The organism is Paeniglutamicibacter selenitireducens (assembly GCF_051550675.1).
Taxonomy (GTDB): domain Bacteria; phylum Actinomycetota; class Actinomycetes; order Actinomycetales; family Micrococcaceae; genus Paeniglutamicibacter.
Genome location: NZ_JBPULF010000007.1, coordinates 155,756 through 172,901, shown reverse-complemented (window position 1 = coordinate 172,901; position 17,146 = coordinate 155,756). Strand labels below are relative to the sequence as shown.

Genomic DNA, 17,146 nt, shown 5'->3' with positions numbered 1-17,146 from the left:
CCCATCCGAAGGAGCACCACATGCACACCACATTTCGCGCAGCAAAGTCCCTGACGGTTCTGGCCACGGCAGGGCTGGCCCTCACCCTCGGCCTGGCGGGTTGTTCGACGGCCGAAGCACCTGCAGCCAGCGGGCCGGCACTTCCCGAGGTCAAGGCCGACCCGGCCGTTGCTGCCCTGCTTCCCGAACGCTTCAAGAGCGCCGGAGTCATCAAAGTGGCATCCGACATCCCGTACCCGCCCATGGAGATGTTCGACGAGAACCAGCAGCTCACCGGTCTCGACTACGACCTGGCCCAGGCGCTCGGTGCGAAGCTCGGGGTCAAGCTCGAACTGCAGACCCAAGCCTTCGACAGCATCATCCCGTCGCTGCAATCGGGCAAGAACGACATCATCATGTCCGGCATGAACGACACCGTTGAGCGCCAGCAGACGCTGGACTTCGTCGACTATTTCCACGCCGGGTTCTCCATCCTGGTTCCCGAGGGAAACCCGGGAAACATCACCACGGTCCTCGACCTGTGTGACAAGCCGGTGGCGGTGCAGAAATCCACGATCCAGGCCAAGATCCTGCGCGGCTACGACCAGAAGTGCATCGACAGCGGATCCAAGCCGATCCAAGTCTCCGAACTGCCCATCGAAACCGATGTACAGACCGCTGTTCGCTCCGGCAAGGCCGTCGCCGACGTCGTGGATTCCGCCGTTGCAGCCTACGCCGCCCAGACCGCCGGCGACGGGAAGATCTTCGACATCGTCAACGACCCGGCAAACCCTGCCGGCTACGAGCCGGTCCACTCGGGCATCGGCGTGCTGAAGAAGGACTCGGATCTTTCCAAGGCACTGCTTGCCGCGCTGAAGGCCATCATCGCCGACGGCAGCTACGAAACCATCCTGGCCAAGTACGAACTCACGGACTATGCCGTCAAGGAAGCCGGCATCAACCTGGAAGCCGACAAGAAATGAAGCAGGTAACCGCACCAGCGCCGCAGCGCGAGATCCCGTCCGGGCCGGGCACGAACACCGGGGACGTGAACCTCACCGAAGACATCGTCGCAATCCCGTTGCGCCACCCGTGGCGCTGGGTCGTTGCTGCGCTGCTCCTGGCCAGCTTCGTGGTGCTGGCGATCTCGCTGTGGACCAACCCCAACATCGACCACCGAACGATCGCCAACTACATCTTCAACCCGCGGATCATCAACGGTGTGGGCCTGACGATCCTGATGACCGTGGTCGCAATGCTCGTATCAACGGTCCTCGGTGTCTTGCTGGCCATCATGCGACTCTCGCGCAACCCGGTGATGAACGCCTTTGCCTGGTTCTATGTCTGGGTATTCCGCGGCACCCCGCTGCTGATCCAGATCGTTTTCTGGGGTTACCTGGGCCTGCTTTACTCGCAAATTTCGCTGGGCATCCCGTTCACCGACTTCAAGGTGTTTTCCATTGACACAAACACCCTGGTGCCCGCCTTCACCGCCGGCCTGCTGGCCATGACGCTGAACCAGGCGGCATACTCTGCCGAGATCATCCGAGGCGGCATGATCTCCGTGGACACGGGCCAGCACGAGGCCGCTTCGTCCCTCGGCATGTCCCCGACGTTCACGCTGTTCAAGGTGGTGCTCCCGCAGGCCATGCGCGTGATCATCCCGCCCATGGGCAACGAGACGATCTCGATGCTGAAGAACACCTCGCTGCTTTCGGTCATCGCCGTTCTGGAGCTTTACACGGTGGCAACCCAGATCTCATCGCAGAACCTGCGCCAAGTGGAACTGCTGATCGTTGTCAGCTGCTGGTACCTCTTCCTCACCTCGGTGCTTTCGATCCCGCAGTACTACCTGGAACGCCACTACGGCAGGGGCAACGCCCGCCAGCAGGCGCCCACCCCGATCGGCAGGCTCAAGGCAGTCTTCCGCCGGACCCCGACCCACGCAGCCCTGAAAGGAACCAAGCCATGACCGAGGCAATCACCTTCCCCGGGCTTCAGCAGGCCCCCGCACCCGTCGAGCCACTGCTGGTTGCCAGCAACGTCCGCAAGCACTATGCCGGCGTCGAGGTGCTCAAGGGCATCTCGCTGACCGTGAACCCCGGCGAAGTGATGTGCCTGCTGGGCCCGTCGGGATCCGGCAAGTCCACCTTCCTGCGCTGCATCAACCACCTGGAGCGGATCGATGGCGGAAGGATCTCCGTGGGCGGCGATCTTGTTGGCTACGCCCGGCGACAGAACCGCATCTTTGAGATGACCCCGCGGGAAGTAGCCAAGCAGCGCCGCGGCATCGGCATGGTCTTCCAGCGCTTCAACCTCTTCCCGCACATGACTGCCCTGGAAAACATTTGCGTGGCACCCGTGGGGGTCAAGAAGCTGCCCCGGCAGCAGGCCCAGCAGCGCGGCATGGAATTGCTGGACCGCGTGGGGCTGGCCCACCTGGCCAAGGCGTATCCCTCCCAACTCTCCGGTGGCCAGCAGCAGCGCGTGGCGATTGCCCGGGCGCTTGCCATGGACCCGCAGCTGCTGCTCTTTGACGAGCCGACCAGCGCCCTGGACCCGGAACTTGTTGGCGACGTCCTGGATGTCATGCGCAAGCTGGCCGCCGACGGCATGACCATGATCGTGGTGACCCATGAGATCGGCTTTGCCCGCAGCGCCGGGGATTCGGTGGTGTTCATGGACGGCGGGGTCGTCGTTGAATCCGGCGCACCGCAAGACGTTCTGGACAACCCGCAGAACCCGCGGACCATCGCCTTCCTCGAAAGCGTCATGTAGCCACAAGGGTGCGGTGCGCCACCGCACCCTTTCCCCGCCGACGCTGGCCCACCGGCCGCCCGTTAAGAATAGAGAGCCCCATTACATGAAGATTTCCCGTGCCACAGTCACCCTGATCGACGTTCCGCTGATTGAACCATTCGTTGTCTCTTACGGCTCGTATGATTCGATGCCGAGCATTGTCCTGACCCTCGAGACCGACGACGGCCTGGTCGGGTATGGCGAAAGCGTCCCCGACGAGATGATCACCGGGGAAACCCCGACCGGCGTGGTCGAGGCCCTGAAAACCAGGCTGATCCCGGCGATCCTGGGCATGGACCCGCGCGACATCACGGCCGTGCACCAGCAGCTCGATGGCGTGTTGCATGGTTGCGGCGCGGCGAAGGCGGCAATCGACATAGCCTGCTGGGACCTCGCCGGAAAGGCCGCGCAACGGCCCATCTATGCGCTGCTGGGAGGGCGCCGGCCCGAACAGCCGACCATTGCCAAGGTGATGAGCATCCTGGCACCGGAAGTCCTGGCAGAACAGGCCATCCAGGCCCGCAGCCAGGGCTACCGGCACTTGAAGATGAAGCTCGGTGGCAGGGACGGGCTGGACATCGAACGGGTGCGCGCGGTGCGGGCGGCAATCAACGACGACCTGGACATCCGGGTGGATGCCAACCAGGGGTGGGTGGATCCCGCCACCGCCAGGGAAATGATCCGTGCCCTCGAGCCCTACCGGATCGACTGGGTGGAACAGCCGATCCGCGCAGGTGACATCGAGGGTTTCCGGCACTTGCGCCAGCACACCAGCGCCCGTCTGATGGCCGACGAGGCAGTGGTCGACGCCGACGACCTGGTTCGATTCGTTCGCGACCGCTCGGTGGACATGGTCAACCTCAAACTCATGAAGAGCGGCGGGATCACCCCGTGCCACCGCCTGGCCACGCAGGCCGAACTCGGTGGGCTGAAGGTGCAGATCGGATCCATGCTGGAGACCAGCATCGCCTCCGCGGCCGGGTTCCATCTTGCACTCAGCCACCCCAACATCGTTTCCACCGAGCTCTCGGGACCGATGAAGTTCACCAAGGAACCCGGGAACCTCCAGTACATCCTTCCCGAGGTCCAGATCACCGAGGGGGCGGGCCTGGGCATTGAGGTGGACCGGGGCGTCCTTGCGGAACTGACGGTGGATGAATGCGAAATCAGCCGATGACGGGAGAGGACCTCCGGAGCCGCCGGCTCCGCGAAATATGGACCCACCTGCATGAGCATCCCGAGCCCAGCATGCAGGAGTTCGCCACGGCGGACTACCTTGCCGGGTTGTTGGGCGGGGCAGGCATGAGGATCACCAGGTTTGCCTCGATCCCCGGCTTCATTGCGGATGTGGGAGAGGGCGAACCCCTGGTCGGGCTCAGGGCCGATATGGATGCCCTGCAACAGGAAGTGGAGGGGACCGCCAAGGCCGTTCATTCCTGCGGGCACGACGCGAACATGGCAGTGGTGGCCACGGTGATGCTCGAACTGGCCGAGCAGGCGGAGCGGTTGGAAGGTGCGGTGCGCGCGGTTTTCCAACCGGCCGAGGAACTGGGCAACGGGGCCGATCTCGTGGCGAGGACGGGTGTGACCGACGGCTTGGAATACCTCTTCGGCGTCCACCTGCGGCCGCAGCAGGAACTCCCGGCACCCTGCCTGGCCCCGTCCATATCCCACGGAGCCTGCCTCTTTGTCCATGGCACGATCACCGGGGAGGACCACCACGGGGCCAGGCCGCACCTCGGGGCGAATGCGGTGGACATCGCGCTGGAGATCTCCGCCGGGATGCAGCGACTCAAGGTGGATCCGCAGATCCCCAGTTCGGCCAAGATGACAATGCTCCGGGCCGGGGGCGGGAACCTCAACGTCATCCCGGGCAACGGAACTTTCGGTCTGGACCTCAGGGCCCAAACCAACGAGGCCATGTCCGTATTGCGGGACGGCCTGGTCCGGCTCTGCCGTTCGGTGGAGGACACCACGGGGTCGACGATCGAGCTCGACTTCCGCGACGAGGTGCCGGCGGCATCCATCGGAACCAGGGCCGAGGAGATCCTGGCGAAGGCCGTCACCACGACGCTTGGCGGCGGGTACCTGCGCCCGAGGATCGTCACCTCCGGTTCCGACGATTTCCACTTCTACACCCGGTGGACCCCGACCCTGCAGGCCGCGATGCTGGCTGTCGGTGCCGACGTCCGGCCCGGCCTGCACCACCCGCTGATGACCTTCGAGCCCACGGCGTTAGAGCGCGCCACCGGCGTCCTTCGCGAGGCCTGCCAGCTGGCCCTGGCACGTTCAAACACTTCGCCGGTGCCGGCCAGCTGAAACCGTCGATCCGGCGCCCGTCCGATCGTGGCGCGGTCGCGTCCAAGGATCCGGTCCTCTGCCGCGCCAGGCAGGGTTTGCGTCGGCGGCGGCGCATCGTGCGGTAGGGCACTGTCTGCGCAGTGCAGCTTTTCGGGTTCCCCTGTCCGGGCAGCCATCACCTTGGGGGTGCCCGGACAGGTACCCGGAATTGCCCATCCGGCGCTGTTGGCCCGTGACAGCGATGCGTTCGATCAGCGAGCAGGCTTGAGCAGGCCTTGGAGAAGCGGCTGGATCCGGTAGGGGAGGTGTTCCTTCAGGGCCAGCGAGGTCTCGGTACGCATCACGCCGCGGATGCGCAGGATCGAACGCAGGGTGCGGTGCAGGTCCTTGGTGTCCTGGGCGACGACGCGGCACCACACATCGCCGCGTCCCGAGATTTCATGGACTTCCAGCACCCGGTCCAGCGACCGCAGTGCCGTGAGCACCGGATCTAGCTCGCGGTGGGCGACCTCCAAGGTGATGAATCCCAGCACGTCGAACCCGAGGGCGCTCAGGTCCACGTCGCGCCCGCCGGAACGCAGCACATTGCGGGCCTCCAGGCGGCGCATGCGCGAGGACACGGTGTTGCGGGCAACCCCCAGCGAATCGGCGATGTCGCCGATCTGGGTGCGGGGGTCCTCGAGCAGGTGAAGCAGTATCCCGACCTCGATCTCATCCAGTTCGCTCACGCTGCATCCCATTCCGTTCTTCAAGGTACCAAATCTGATCACCGTGATCAGTGGTTGCCCAATAGTTGAAGTATAGGGGTCAACTCCTGCCAGAATCTCTGTGACAGTGCGTTGGGCGATCCTCGGCGTGTGGTGCGCGAGCCAATACTCGAGGAGATGCGCAATGACGGTATTCAGTGAACTTGCCATGCGTCCGCATGCGGACGTTTCCGGCATCCGGGGCTGGAATGCAAGCATTCCCGCACGGTTGGTCCTGACGATCTTTGCCACCTCGCTGCTGCTGGTGGGTGCCAACCTGGCAACCCCGCTCTACCCGCTGCTGCAGGAACGCCTGGGGCTTGGCCCCTTCGCCGTCACACTGACCTTCTCCTCCTACGTGCTGGCCCTGATCCTGGGCCTGGTGCTTTACGGGCACTGGTCCGACCACCTGGGCCGGCGTGCCGCCCTGGTGCTCGCCGTGGTGGTCGGGCTGGGCGGCGAAGTGGTCTTCGCGACGGCCGAGGGCCTGGGCGCCCTGATGGTCGGCCGCTCGCTGCAGGGCGCCGCCGTGGCCATGGCCATCGGCGCCAGCGGGGCCGCACTTCGCGAGTTGCTGCCGCGCCACCCGCGGTGGGCCAGCCGCTTCACGCTCCTGGCCTCCACCGGAGGCGTGGCGCTGGGCCCCATCGTGGGCGGGCTCCTCGCCGCCTACGGCGAGCCGACACGCACCCCCTTCATTGTCCATGCACTGCTCATGGCCGCCACGCTGGTGCCACTGTGCCTGGTCCAGGCCCGCCCGGCCATCGCGCCGACGCCAGGGGAATACGCGGTGCTGAAGCCGCAGAAGCCCCGCCTGAGCGAGACGGTGCGCTCCCAGTTCTGGGTGACCTCCCTGGTCGGGTTCCTCAGCTTCGCGCTCTTCGGCTTCTGCCTGTCCCTGGGCCCCGGGTACTTCGCCCACGCGGCGGGCGTCAGCTCCGTCGTGGGCACCGGAACGCTTGCCGCACTGGTGCTGGTCGGCTCGGCGGGAATCCAGCTGCTGGCTCCGGCCCGCGGATCCTCGTTGCCAGGTGCCCTGGCCATGATGGCTGTGGCATCGGTGCTGATCGTGGTGACAGCGGAATCGGGACAGCTGTGGATGCTCTGCCTGGCCATGCTGGGTGCCGGGATCGCCCAGGGCATCGCGTTCCAGTCCGCGTTCCACCGCTTGTCCGTGAGCCTTCCGCCGCACGAAAGCGCCAGGGTCTTCAGCTCCGTCTACGTGGTGACGTACCTGGGCAGCGCGGCCCCGGTGGTGGGCCTGGGTGCCTTGACCGGCGTCCTGGGCATCAGCGCGGCGGCGACGCTTTTCGTTTCGGCCGTGGCCGTTTGCTGCCTGGTGCTTGCCGTGGTCGCCCTGAGGATCTCGCGGGCGTCGAAGGCCTAGCGCAGTTCCAGCAGGGGTACCGGGCCGTCCGCCGGGCCCGTACCGAAGTCGGGTTCCACAAGTTCGGGTGTGTGGTTCTCGTCCACGAACACCTCGATCCCGCGCACGGGGCGGCCCGTGCCGTCGATGAGGTCGACCTCGGCCCAAGTGCCGTTCCAACTTGTCACATTCACCTCGCTGACCTCGTAGCGGGCCTCGATGTTCGTGCCGAGGTTCCGGCGCGATTCCTCCCACCCGACGGAGGCTGTGACCAAGGCCGCGGTCATCAGGACGGTGCAGGCAATCGCCACGCCGGATTGGATGCGCAGGTCCCTGCGGCGCGCATAGGTCTGCAGGCCCACGGCATCCGCCCGAAACCTCAGCCAGCGCACCACGGCGCCAATGCCCAGCGGGATGGCGAACAGCGCGAGAACCACGGCGGCCGCCACATAGAACATGGGTGTCGCGAAATCGACGGGTAGGTACATCTGCCCATGGTATCCAGATCAATGCCGCTTCCACATGCACCTTTGGGCTTACCGGGCGGTCCGCCGAGCCGGTGGGCAGAGCCGGGCGGAAGCTTAAGCGGGAACCGGCCCGGTGCCCGGGGGATGGTTCCCCGGGCACCGGGCCGGCGCCTTGGTGCGGTGTTGCTTTTGCCCGTCAGGCCTCGACGAAGGCGTCGGCGACCGACAGTGCCTCGTCGAGCATGGCGAGGCCCGCGCGCAGGTCCGCGTCGCTGATGTTCAGCGGCGGAACCACGTGGATGCGGTTGAAGTTCACGAACGGCAACATGCCGGCCTTCTTCAAGGCCCCGGTCACCGCAGCCATGGCCGGCGAGGTGCCGCCGTAGGGGGCGAGCGGTTCGCGGGTCTCGCGGTTCGCCACGAGTTCCACGGCCCAGAAGCAGCCGGTGCCGCGCACGTCGCCCACGGACGGGTGCTTGGCCTTGATCTCGTCCAGGGCTGGGCCGATGATGTCCTCGCCGATGCGGGCGGCGTTCTCCACCATGCCTTCTTCCTTCATGGCGTTGATCGTCGCGACGGCCGCGGCCGAGGCCAGCGGGTGGCCCGAGTAGGTCAGGCCGCCGGGGTAGACGCGCTCGCGGAAGGTCTCGAAGATGGCATCGGAGATGGCCACGCCGCCGAGCGGGACGTAGCCGGAGTTCACGCCCTTGGCGAAGGTGAGCAGGTCCGGTGTCACGTTCCAGTGGTTCACGGCGAACCACTTTCCGGCGCGGCCGAAGCCGGCCATGACCTCGTCGGCGATGAAGACGATCCCGTACTTGGTGGTCAGCTCGCGCACGCCCTCCATGTAGCCGGCCGGCGGCACGTAGATGCCGCAGCTGCCCGGGATCGACTCCAGGATCAGCGCCGCGATGTTGCTGGGGCCTTCCAGGACGATGGTGTCTTCCAGGTGGCGCAGTGCACGCGTCGTTTCCTCGGCCTCCGTGGTGGAGTTGAAGTAGGAGCGGTACGGGTAGGCCGGGAAGAAGTGCACGACTCCGTCGGACGCGTTGTCCGAGGCCACGCGGCGCGGGTCGCCGGTGACGTTCACTGCCAGGTGCGTTCCGCCGTGGTAGCTGCGGTAGGCGGAGAGGACCTTGTGCTTTCCGGTGTGCACGCGGGCCATGCGGATGGCGTGTTCGTTGGCGTCGGCGCCGCCGTTGGTGAAGAAGATGCGGTTCAGGTCGCCGGGGGTGAGCTCGGCGATCAGGCGCGCTGCTTCCGAGCGGGCGTCGTTGACGTACTGCGGGGCAACCGTGCAGATGGCGGCCGCCTGCTCCTGGATCGCCGCGACGACCTTCGGGTGCTGGTGGCCGATGTTGGTGTTGACAAGCTGCGAGGAGAAGTCAAGCAGCTTGTTGCCGGCGCCGTCCCAGATGTACGAACCCTCGGTCTTGAGGATGGTCATCGGGTCGAACGGACCCTGTGCCTGCCAGGAGTGGAAGACGTGCTCGCGGTCCAGCTCGTGGGCGCGGGCGCCGGCGGCAATCTGTTCGGCCGTGACGGCTTCGGTGCTCACATCGATGCTCATGATGTTCATTCCTTCGTGGAGTTCGTCGAACCTAGTCGTTCTGCGGGAAGCCGAGGTTCAGGCCGCCGTGGCTCGGGTCGAGCCAGCGGGAGGTGACGACCTTGCCGCGGGTGAAGAAGTTGACGCCCTCGGCGCCGTAGGCGTGGGTGTCGCCGAAGAGCGAGTTCTTCCAACCGCCGAAGGAGTAGTACGCCATCGGGACGGGGATCGGCACGTTGATGCCGACCATGCCCACGGTGACCTCGTTCTCGAAGCGGCGTGCCGCGCCGCCGTCGTTGGTGAAGATCGCGGTGCCGTTGCCGTACTGGTTGGCGTTGATGGTCTCGATGCCCTCGTCGAAGGACTCGACGCGGACCACGGAGAGGACCGGGCCGAAGATCTCGTCGGTGTAGATGGACATGTCGGTGGTGACGTTGTCGAAGAGGGTCGGGTTCAAGAAGAAGCCCTCGCCGTCGGCATCCGGGGAGACCTGGCGGCCGTCGAGCACCATCGTGGCGCCCGCTGCCTCGCCGGCGTCGATGTAGCCGGCGACCTTGTCGCGGTGGGCGGCGGTGACCAGCGGGCCCATGTCGCAGCCGCGGGTGCCGTCGCCGACGCGCAGGGTGCGGGTGCGCTCGGCGATCTTCGCGACAAGCTCGTCGGCGATCGAGTCGACGGCGACGAGTGCGGAGATGGCCATGCAGCGTTCGCCTGCGGCGCCGAAGCCGGCGTTGACTGCCGCGTCGGCGGCCAGGTCGAGGTCGGCGTCCGGGAGGACGAGCATGTGGTTCTTGGCGCCGCCGAGGGCCTGGACGCGCTTGCCGTGGGCGGTGCCCGTGGAGTAGACGTACTGGGCGATCGGGGTCGAGCCCACGAAGGAGACCGAGGAGACGCGCGGGTCGGTCAGCAGGACGTCGACCGATTCCTTGTCGCCGTGCACGACGTTGAAGACGCCGTCCGGGAGACCGGCTTCCTTCCAGAGTTCGGCCATCCACTGTGCGGCCGTCGGATCCTTTTCGGAGGGCTTCAGGACCACGGTGTTGCCGGCGGCGATGGCGATCGGGAAGAACCACATCGGCACCATGGCCGGGAAGTTGAACGGGGAGATGATGGCGGAAACGCCGAGCGGCTGGCGGATCGAGTGGATGTCGATCTTGGTGGAGGCGTTCTCCGTGTAGCCGCCCTTGACCAGGTGCGGGATGCCGCAGGCGTACTCGACGACTTCGAGGCCGCGGGCGATCTCGCCCATGGCGTCGTCAAGGACCTTGCCGTGCTCGGCAGTAATGATGGCGGCGAGTTCGCCCTTGCGCTTGTTCAGCAGTTCGCGGTAGTTGAACAGGATGTTCGCACGGCGGGTCAGCGAGGTGTCGCGCCATGCCGGGAAGGCGGCGTGGGCTGCGGCGACGACCTCGGCGGTGGTCTCTGCACTGGCCAGTGCCACGCGGGAGCTGACCTCGCCGGTGGCGGGGTTCATGACATCTGCGTAGCGGGAATCGGCCGGGGCTTCGAGGGTGGCGCCGTTGGACCAGTGGGAGAGGGTCTGCACGTGGTTGTCCTTTCAAGACGGGGTGGTGAAACGGTGTTTCACCGTGTTCCTTGTTCCATTGTGTCGCCCGCGTCACGTCCGCAACATTTCCAATGTGTCAGTTCTTTCGCGCGAAGCAATACACTGTGTCGTGTGAACCCTGAACCACGCCTCGAAACCCCGGGAGTCCCGGCCGTCCTGAGCATTGCCCGCATCCTGGAACTGCCCGTGGTGCAGGCCGGGGCACCCGAGGTGCTCAGCGGGTTCGACATGCTGGGCACGGCAGTGCGCTGGGTCCACGTGACGGAGACCCCCGACCTGGCCGAACTGCTGACCGGCGGGGAGCTGGTGCTCACCACCGGCATGGCCTTCGGCGAGGGCGGCACCGGGGTCCGGGACTTCCTGCGCCAGGTCCGCGATGCCGGGGCCGTGGGGATCCTGGTGGAGCTGGTGCCGGGGGTCAGCAGGCACGTGGACCTTGCCATCGGCGCGCTGCGCGAGGCGGCAAGCAGGATCGACTTTCCCGTGGTGTTGCTGCACCGGCGGGTCAGGTTCGTGGAAATCACCGAGGTGGCGCACCGCATGCTGGTCTCCGACCAGCTCGCCGCGCTGGAGCGCTCGCGGACCATCCACGAGGTGTTCACCGCCCTGAGCCTGGAGAACGCGGACGAGGAGGAAATCGTCGCGCGTGCCGCACGGCTGATCGGGGCGCCGGTGGTGCTCGAGGACGTGGGCCACCTGGTGCTGGCCTTCGACGCCTCCGACACCGAGCGCGCCGAACTGCTGGCCCGCTGGGCCGAACGCTCCCGGAGGGTGGGCTACCTGGAATCCACGGGCCGCGGTGCAGGGGAGGAAAGCTGGCTGCAGACCCCCGTGGGCGTGCGCGGCCAGCGCTGGGGCCGGCTCGTGGTGCCCGGGGCGCTGGCCGACGACGACGACGCGGCGATGGTGCTCGAACGCGCGGGCCAGACCCTGTCCATCGCCCGCCTGGCGGGCCGCGACCAGAAGGAGCTGCTGCACCAGGCGCGCGCGGGCCTTTTGCACGAATTGCGCCAGGCCCATGCCCTGGGTGCGGACGAGGTGCTCGTGCGGGCCATGGCGCTGGGGCTGGCCGACGTGGCGCACTACGTGCCGGTCGTGCTGCGCCTCGACACGCGTGCCGGGCAGACACCCACCGGGTTGCAGCTGCGCGAGCGCGAACTGCTCGAGGCCCTGCTGGCCGTACTTGATTCCTCCCGGGCCACGGCGCTGGGGGCCAGCCTGCAATCGGGGCAGATCGGGATGGTGCTGGGTGTCAGCGCCAAGCAGCTCGAGGAACCGCTGCTCGAGCGCATCTTCCGGCAGCTCTCCCGGGAACAGCTGCGGGTGGACTGGTCGGTGGGCGTCGGGCACGGCAGGGGGAGCGTCAAGGAGGCTGCGCGGGGACTGGACGAGGCCGCCCAGGTGGCCGAGATCGTCGCGACCTTCGACACCAAGGCCAGGCCCTTCTACCGCTTCGCCGATGTGCGGCTGCGCGGCCTGCTGGCGCTCATGCAGGGCGATGTCCGCGTCCGCTCCTTCGCCGAGGCCGAGCTCGCGGGGATCATCGACCCGCCGGACCCCGCGGCCCTCGAACTGCTCGAGCTCTACCTCAGGCACGGCGGCAACAAGTCGGCGCTGGCCCGGACCGGCTTCCTGAGCCGGCCCGCCCTGTACGCGCGGCTGGAGAAGCTCGAGGACAAGCTGGGGGTCAGCCTCGAGGATGCCGAGTCGCGCACCTCCCTGCACGTGGCGATGCTCTGGTACCGGCTCGGGGAGAACCAGTAGCCGGCCGAAATCTCCGGCCTGTAGGGTTCAAGCATGACCGATGCGCCACTGATTGCCCTGACCGCACCCCTCCGTTCGGCCTCCTACGACGAGGCCTACGGGGCCGACATCGGCAGGCTTTCCGCCCTGGCGGTGGCGGGCATCGAGGCGGCCGGGGGCCGCGCCCTGCTGCTTGACGCCTCCGGTGCGGACCTCCCGGCCGAGGCCCGGGAACTGGTGGACATCGAATTGGTTGACGCGGTCCTGGTGCTCGGGGGAGGCGACGTCGACCCGGCCCTCTACGGAAGCGCCGGGCACCCGAGCATCAACGGGGTCGATCCGCGGGCGGACGACCTGGAACTGGCGCTCATCCGCGCCGCGCGCACCGCGGACCGCCCGGTCCTGGCGATCTGCCGCGGTACCCAGCTGCTCAACGTCGCCTGCGGAGGCACGCTCGTTGAGGACCTCGGGCCGGAATCCTTCCACAAGGACCACAGCCCGGCCGGGGACATGGTGGAGCACGAGGTGATGCTGGTGGCCGAAACGCGCCTGCGCGGCATCCTCGGATCCGGCCACGCCACCGTCAAGTCCTCCCACCACCAGGCGGTGGGGGAGCTGGGTGCCGGGCTGGTTGTCTCCGCGCTCGCCGAGGACGGCATCATCGAGGCCATCGAGGTTCCGGAGTCGACGGGCGGGGAATGGGTGCTGGGTGTCCAGTGGCATCCCGAGGAACCGGGCACGCCGGCCGGGCAGTTCGAGGCCCTGCTCGGGGCATTCCTGCAGGAGGCCGCCGTGCGGCGCGGACGAAGGGCAGTGGCCCTGCGCTAGCGCCGTGGGCCGCGCGGCGTGCGCATGGACCTGTGGTTCCAGGTCCATGCGGAGCGTCGGTGTCCTTGCCGGGGGAACCTGCCGGCAATGGATGTGCGGGGAACGCCAACGACGTTCCCCGCACGGGTCCGGGCACCTTGGGTGTGCCGCTAGCGGCGGGCCGCTTCCACCGAAGCCGGCCGGGAGGTGCCCCTCCCGGTGCGGATCAGGAACGCATAAACGAGCGCCGCCAACACGGGGGTGAGCAGCGAGCCGACATTGGCTCCCCACGCGGTTCCCGACTGGATCAGGGCGATCCCGACGCCGGCGGATGCCACCCAAGCCACGACGCCGGCCAGGTTGAAGGCGGGGAACGCGGCATCGGGTTCAGAACCGCCCGGCGCGCCGAGGCCTTCGCCCTTTTCGTGCCAGATGTGCACCAGCGCGATGGCAACCCAGCCGGTGACCAGGGCTCCCTGCCAGGAGAGGGCCAACAGCAGGTACTTGACCACGGGAAGCAGCATCAGCAGGTAGATGATGGTGGCACCAATTCCAACCCACGCCAGGGCGGGAAGCCGAAGGTGCAGCGCGCGCTCGCCGAATTCGCGTAGGTTCGAAATGCCCAGGGCGTAGTTGGCGGTGTTGATGCGGGTCTGCGACACGAAGATCACCAGCAGGCCCAACGGGCCCATGAGTTGGACCAGCGCCCCGGCCACTCCGGTTTCGGTAGCCTCCGCCCCGGGGATGGTGAAGGTGAGGTAGATGCCGATCAGCGAGTTCGCGCCGAACGCCAGGGTGTAGAAGAGCCAACCGAAGGTGTAGCGCTGGTGGAACTTCACGTCCTTGGCCCGGCCCAGCGCCGCGAAATCCATGGTGTACATCATCAGGATCCAGACGCCCATGAAGGCCGCACAGGTGGCAAGCCACCCGGGACCGCCGGCGGCGAAGGGAAGCTGGCCCGTCGAGTGGGTCAGCCAGGCGTTGCCGTTGGGATAGGCGATGCCGGCCCAGATGACGGCGGTGGCCAGTCCGCCCCAGTAGACGGGAAGCAGCCAGCCGTTGATCTTGTCCAGCCAGCGTTGGATGCCGCCGGCAATCAGCGGAACCGTGTAGAGCACCACCAGGGCGTACCAGAGCTGGATGGGCCCGCCGAACTGGGCCTGGAAGGCATAGCCCAGGATCGCGCCTTCGAAGACGGCGTAGTAGATGGCCGTGGCGGCGAAGACGAGCGTGGCCAGCACCGCGCCCTTGCGCCCCAGCAGGGTGCGGGAGAACTGCGCGACGGTGAGCCCGTTCTTCATGGCATAACCTGCCAAGACGCGGTTGATTGCACCGTAGAGAACGATGGTGATGGCCAGCCCGATCAGGGTGTCGCGGGTGCCGTAGGCCTGGGCCAGCGAAGCGCCGATGTAGATGAAGAACATGGCGGAGACCAGGCCGTACCAGGCCATGGACAGCGATCCCGCGCTCATCTTGGAATTGGCGGCTTCTTGAACCACCGGTGATTGTGTTGACAAGGTACTTCTCCTCAGAAACAGGCATGGGCCATGGACCCCGGCTACGGTGCCGGGGCATGCCTGATGCCGGATGCGGATGACAAGGAAGGGGCTTGGGGCGGCCGTGGATTGGCCGCAGCCCGGTGAAGCGTGTCGAACGGGTGCCGCCTGCGGGCGGCTTGGGGAAGCACGAATGCCGCCCCGGTTCCCCTCGTGCGGGGAAGGTCGTTGCCCCGTGCCGGGGGTTCGCGGCCGGGGATGCGGATGCCTTCGGGTTGCCCCGGGACATGCACCCCGCATCCCTCCGGCCGCGGTGGTTGGGGCGTGTCAGGCCCAGTGCGAGGATGAACGCCGCGCCATCAGTTGGCGGTACTCGGCCGTGGTGTTGCCGAACAGTTCACCGGTTCCCCAGTCCAGGATCACTCCGTGGCGGCGGATCACATCGAGCATCGGGATGTTGCCGTCGCGGTAACCGGCCGCGACGACCGCCGGGTCCTCGGCGAGCCAGCCGGCGCGGGAGGCGCGGATCTCCTCGCGCAGCAGCAAGGTCGCTTCCTCGTCGATCTCGTAGTCGTCGAGCTCGGCGTCGACTTCCCGGATGACCACGCCATAGTCCTTCGCCGCACGTTCCAGCGAAACGTAGCCGTCGATGACGTCCTCCCGGACTTCCGCCGCGGTGCGCAGCAAGGGGTCGCCGTATCCGCCGCCCCCGGCCGAGGGCCTGGTGAACGAGTCGCCCGACTGCACCGGGACCGAGGAGAAGTTCGAGCCGAGGAAGCGTTCCTCCTCGGTGCCCTTGTTCAGCCAGACCCCGTGGGGGATGGAGGGCAACCCGCCTTCGATGCCCCAGGTGATGGAGCGTGCCCTGTCACAGCAGTAGCTCATCACGGTGTCGAAGGCATCGGTCAGCACGCCGCCCTTTTCGATGCCCAGACCGCCGCGGTACCGGCCCGGCCCGGCCGAGTCGATGGCGATCTCGTGGCGGGTGGTCAGCACGGGGGAGAGGCGTTCCTGGCCCTCGACGGGCTGCACCGCCAGGCCCGGGCCGAAGACCGGTGCGGTGGCGCTGGAGCCGTCCTTGGAGGCGCGTCCACCCCAGCCCCCGGCCATCCAGTCGTACCACATGAAGTACTCGTTGGAGGGGGTGCGGGCGTCCTTGCCCCCGACCAGCAGGTACTCGAGGTTGAACGCGCAGGCCATGGCGCGTTCGGGCATGATCTGGCTCCACAATTCGAAGATGCCGTTCATGATCTTCTCGTAGGGCCCCGAGCAGAATCCCGTGACGGCGAACGGCCAGCCGGCGTTGACCACCGAGCCTTCCTCTCCGATCTCGGCCTGTACCGCGGCGTAGAACCCGGAGTTCAGCGGGACGTCCGGGAAGAAGGTCTTGGTGCCGGCGTAGATCGCAGAGTGGGTGGTCCCGTAGCCGGAGTTCAGGAACGTTGCCACGGCCGGGGCGGATTCGGAGAGGTCGTAGTGGATGCCCGTGCCGTCGAGCTTCAGCTTGATCTTGATGGGCACCAGGCCCTCGCCCTTGCCCGGATCGACGTCCAGGTAGTCGGTCGTTTCCCATTCGCCCTGCGGAAGCGAGAGCAGTTGGCGCAGGACGATGCGTTCGACGTAGTCCTGGGTTTCCTGCATTGCCTCGAGCACCGTCTCCTTGGAGTACTTCTCCACCAGGCGGTGCAGCTCGCGCTCGCAGACGGCTGTTGCCTCGGACTGCGCATGCAGGTCGCCCATGGCCTGGCGCGGGGCACGGGTGTTGGACACCAGGAGCTGGGCGACGTCGTGCAGGAAGACGCCCTTGGACCAGATGCGCACCGGGGTGATGCGCAGGCCCTCGCCGAAGTGTTCCTTGGCGTTCACGTCGAAGGAACCCGGCACGTTCCCGCCGATGTCGGCCCAGTGGCCCTTGTTCTGCGCGAAGGCGATGATCTCCCCGCCGGCGAAGATCGGGCGGATGAAGGAGACGTCGTTGAAGTGGGTTCCGCCGCGGTACGGGTCGTTGATGGCAAAGACGTCGCCCGGGTGGATGTCCGTGCCGAACTCCTCGATCACGGCCTTGCACTGGAAGTGCAGCGTTCCCACGTGCACGGCGATGTCGCCGGAACCCTGCATCACGGTGTTTCCCGCGGCGTCGCACAGGGCGGAGGAGAAGTCGCGGGAGTAGATGACGAAGGAGTAGCAGGTGCGCAGGATCTGCTCGCTCATGAGGTCGACGGAGGTGGCGAATGCGTTTTTCAGCACTTCGAAGGTCACCGGGTCGAGCCTCGAACGGGGAGGAAGCGCCGCCGCGGTTTCTGTGGCCAAAAGTGTGTCGGTCATG

Annotated in this window: 14 protein-coding genes; 8 read left to right on the top strand and 6 right to left on the bottom strand. The window is 67.0% G+C overall.

Annotated features, from left to right (window positions below; translation table 11 throughout):
* Positions 1-20: 20 nt before the first annotated feature.
* The 5 genes from ACSYDW_RS13450 (at position 21) to ACSYDW_RS13430 (ending at position 5,097) form a co-directional block, all read left to right on the top strand.
* Positions 21-962: an ABC transporter substrate-binding protein gene (locus ACSYDW_RS13450; RefSeq protein ID WP_438339234.1), complete on the top strand. Its 942-nt coding sequence runs from the start codon at positions 21-23 to the stop codon at positions 960-962.
* Entirely contained in the window at positions 959-1,951 is a 993-nt protein-coding gene (locus ACSYDW_RS13445) for an amino acid ABC transporter permease (protein WP_438339233.1), read from the top strand. Before ACSYDW_RS13450 ends, ACSYDW_RS13445 begins: the two co-directional genes overlap by 4 nt.
* The gene (locus ACSYDW_RS13440) at positions 1,948-2,757 is read left to right on the top strand and encodes an amino acid ABC transporter ATP-binding protein (RefSeq protein ID WP_438339232.1); all 810 of its coding nucleotides are present in this window, start codon (positions 1,948-1,950) and stop codon (positions 2,755-2,757) included. The genes ACSYDW_RS13445 and ACSYDW_RS13440 overlap by 4 nt, the downstream gene beginning before the upstream one ends.
* An 85-nt stretch (positions 2,758-2,842) precedes the next feature.
* The gene (locus ACSYDW_RS13435; protein ID WP_438339231.1) at positions 2,843-3,955 is read left to right on the top strand and encodes a mandelate racemase/muconate lactonizing enzyme family protein; all 1,113 of its coding nucleotides are present in this window, start codon (positions 2,843-2,845) and stop codon (positions 3,953-3,955) included.
* Positions 3,937-5,097, top strand: a complete 1,161-nt coding sequence (locus tag ACSYDW_RS13430; protein ID WP_438339230.1) for an amidohydrolase — start codon at positions 3,937-3,939, stop codon at positions 5,095-5,097. The genes ACSYDW_RS13435 and ACSYDW_RS13430 overlap by 19 nt, the downstream gene beginning before the upstream one ends.
* A gap of 233 nt (positions 5,098-5,330) precedes the next feature.
* Here ACSYDW_RS13430 and ACSYDW_RS13425 read toward each other — a convergent pair whose 3' ends face one another.
* Positions 5,331-5,807 (bottom strand): Lrp/AsnC family transcriptional regulator, encoded by a 477-nt coding sequence (locus ACSYDW_RS13425; RefSeq protein WP_438339229.1) that lies wholly within the window; start codon positions 5,805-5,807, stop codon positions 5,331-5,333.
* A gap of 163 nt (positions 5,808-5,970) precedes the next feature.
* Between ACSYDW_RS13425 and ACSYDW_RS13420 the strand changes: the two genes are divergently transcribed.
* The gene (locus ACSYDW_RS13420) at positions 5,971-7,212 is read left to right on the top strand and encodes an MFS transporter (protein ID WP_438339228.1); all 1,242 of its coding nucleotides are present in this window, start codon (positions 5,971-5,973) and stop codon (positions 7,210-7,212) included.
* Here ACSYDW_RS13420 and ACSYDW_RS13415 read toward each other — a convergent pair.
* From ACSYDW_RS13415 to ACSYDW_RS13405, 3 genes are all read right to left on the bottom strand, one after another.
* Positions 7,209-7,679, bottom strand: coding sequence for a hypothetical protein (locus tag ACSYDW_RS13415; protein WP_438339227.1), 471 nt, complete (start codon positions 7,677-7,679; stop codon positions 7,209-7,211). The genes ACSYDW_RS13420 and ACSYDW_RS13415 overlap by 4 nt on opposite strands.
* Positions 7,680-7,854: 175 nt before the next feature.
* A complete protein-coding gene (locus tag ACSYDW_RS13410; protein ID WP_438339226.1) occupies positions 7,855-9,228 on the bottom strand; it encodes an aspartate aminotransferase family protein in 1,374 nt (457 codons plus the stop codon).
* A gap of 31 nt (positions 9,229-9,259) precedes the next feature.
* Complete coding sequence (locus ACSYDW_RS13405; protein WP_438339225.1) at positions 9,260-10,753, bottom strand: CoA-acylating methylmalonate-semialdehyde dehydrogenase; 1,494 nt, start codon at positions 10,751-10,753, stop codon at positions 9,260-9,262.
* 132 nt (positions 10,754-10,885) lie between these two features.
* On the opposite strand from ACSYDW_RS13405, the gene ACSYDW_RS13400 reads away from it, so the two are divergent.
* Positions 10,886-12,538, top strand: coding sequence for a PucR family transcriptional regulator (locus tag ACSYDW_RS13400; protein ID WP_438339224.1), 1,653 nt, complete (start codon positions 10,886-10,888; stop codon positions 12,536-12,538).
* Between the two features lie 33 nt (positions 12,539-12,571).
* Entirely contained in the window at positions 12,572-13,345 is a 774-nt protein-coding gene (locus ACSYDW_RS13395) for a gamma-glutamyl-gamma-aminobutyrate hydrolase family protein (protein WP_438339223.1), read from the top strand.
* A gap of 149 nt (positions 13,346-13,494) precedes the next feature.
* Here ACSYDW_RS13395 and ACSYDW_RS13390 read toward each other — a convergent pair whose 3' ends face one another.
* Both ACSYDW_RS13390 and ACSYDW_RS13385 read right to left on the bottom strand, forming a co-directional pair.
* Positions 13,495-14,841: a purine-cytosine permease family protein gene (locus tag ACSYDW_RS13390; RefSeq protein ID WP_438339222.1), complete on the bottom strand. Its 1,347-nt coding sequence runs from the start codon at positions 14,839-14,841 to the stop codon at positions 13,495-13,497.
* Positions 14,842-15,147: 306 nt separating this feature from the next.
* Positions 15,148-17,145 (bottom strand): hydantoinase B/oxoprolinase family protein, encoded by a 1,998-nt coding sequence (locus ACSYDW_RS13385; protein WP_438339221.1) that lies wholly within the window; start codon positions 17,143-17,145, stop codon positions 15,148-15,150.
* Position 17,146: the final 1 nt, after the last annotated feature.

Coding starts and splice junctions, on each gene's coding strand:
- ACSYDW_RS13410 (WP_438339226.1), bottom strand. CDS start 9,228: ATGAGCATCGATGTGAGCACCGAAGCCGTCACGGCCGAACAGATTGCC.
- ACSYDW_RS13445 (WP_438339233.1), top strand. CDS start 959: ATGAAGCAGGTAACCGCACCAGCGCCGCAGCGCGAGATCCCGTCCGGG.
- ACSYDW_RS13415 (WP_438339227.1), bottom strand. CDS start 7,679: ATGTACCTACCCGTCGATTTCGCGACACCCATGTTCTATGTGGCGGCC.
- ACSYDW_RS13435 (WP_438339231.1), top strand. CDS start 2,843: ATGAAGATTTCCCGTGCCACAGTCACCCTGATCGACGTTCCGCTGATT.
- ACSYDW_RS13430 (WP_438339230.1), top strand. CDS start 3,937: ATGCGAAATCAGCCGATGACGGGAGAGGACCTCCGGAGCCGCCGGCTC.
- ACSYDW_RS13385 (WP_438339221.1), bottom strand. CDS start 17,145: ATGACCGACACACTTTTGGCCACAGAAACCGCGGCGGCGCTTCCTCCC.
- ACSYDW_RS13450 (WP_438339234.1), top strand. CDS start 21: ATGCACACCACATTTCGCGCAGCAAAGTCCCTGACGGTTCTGGCCACG.
- ACSYDW_RS13420 (WP_438339228.1), top strand. CDS start 5,971: ATGACGGTATTCAGTGAACTTGCCATGCGTCCGCATGCGGACGTTTCC.
- ACSYDW_RS13395 (WP_438339223.1), top strand. CDS start 12,572: ATGACCGATGCGCCACTGATTGCCCTGACCGCACCCCTCCGTTCGGCC.
- ACSYDW_RS13440 (WP_438339232.1), top strand. CDS start 1,948: ATGACCGAGGCAATCACCTTCCCCGGGCTTCAGCAGGCCCCCGCACCC.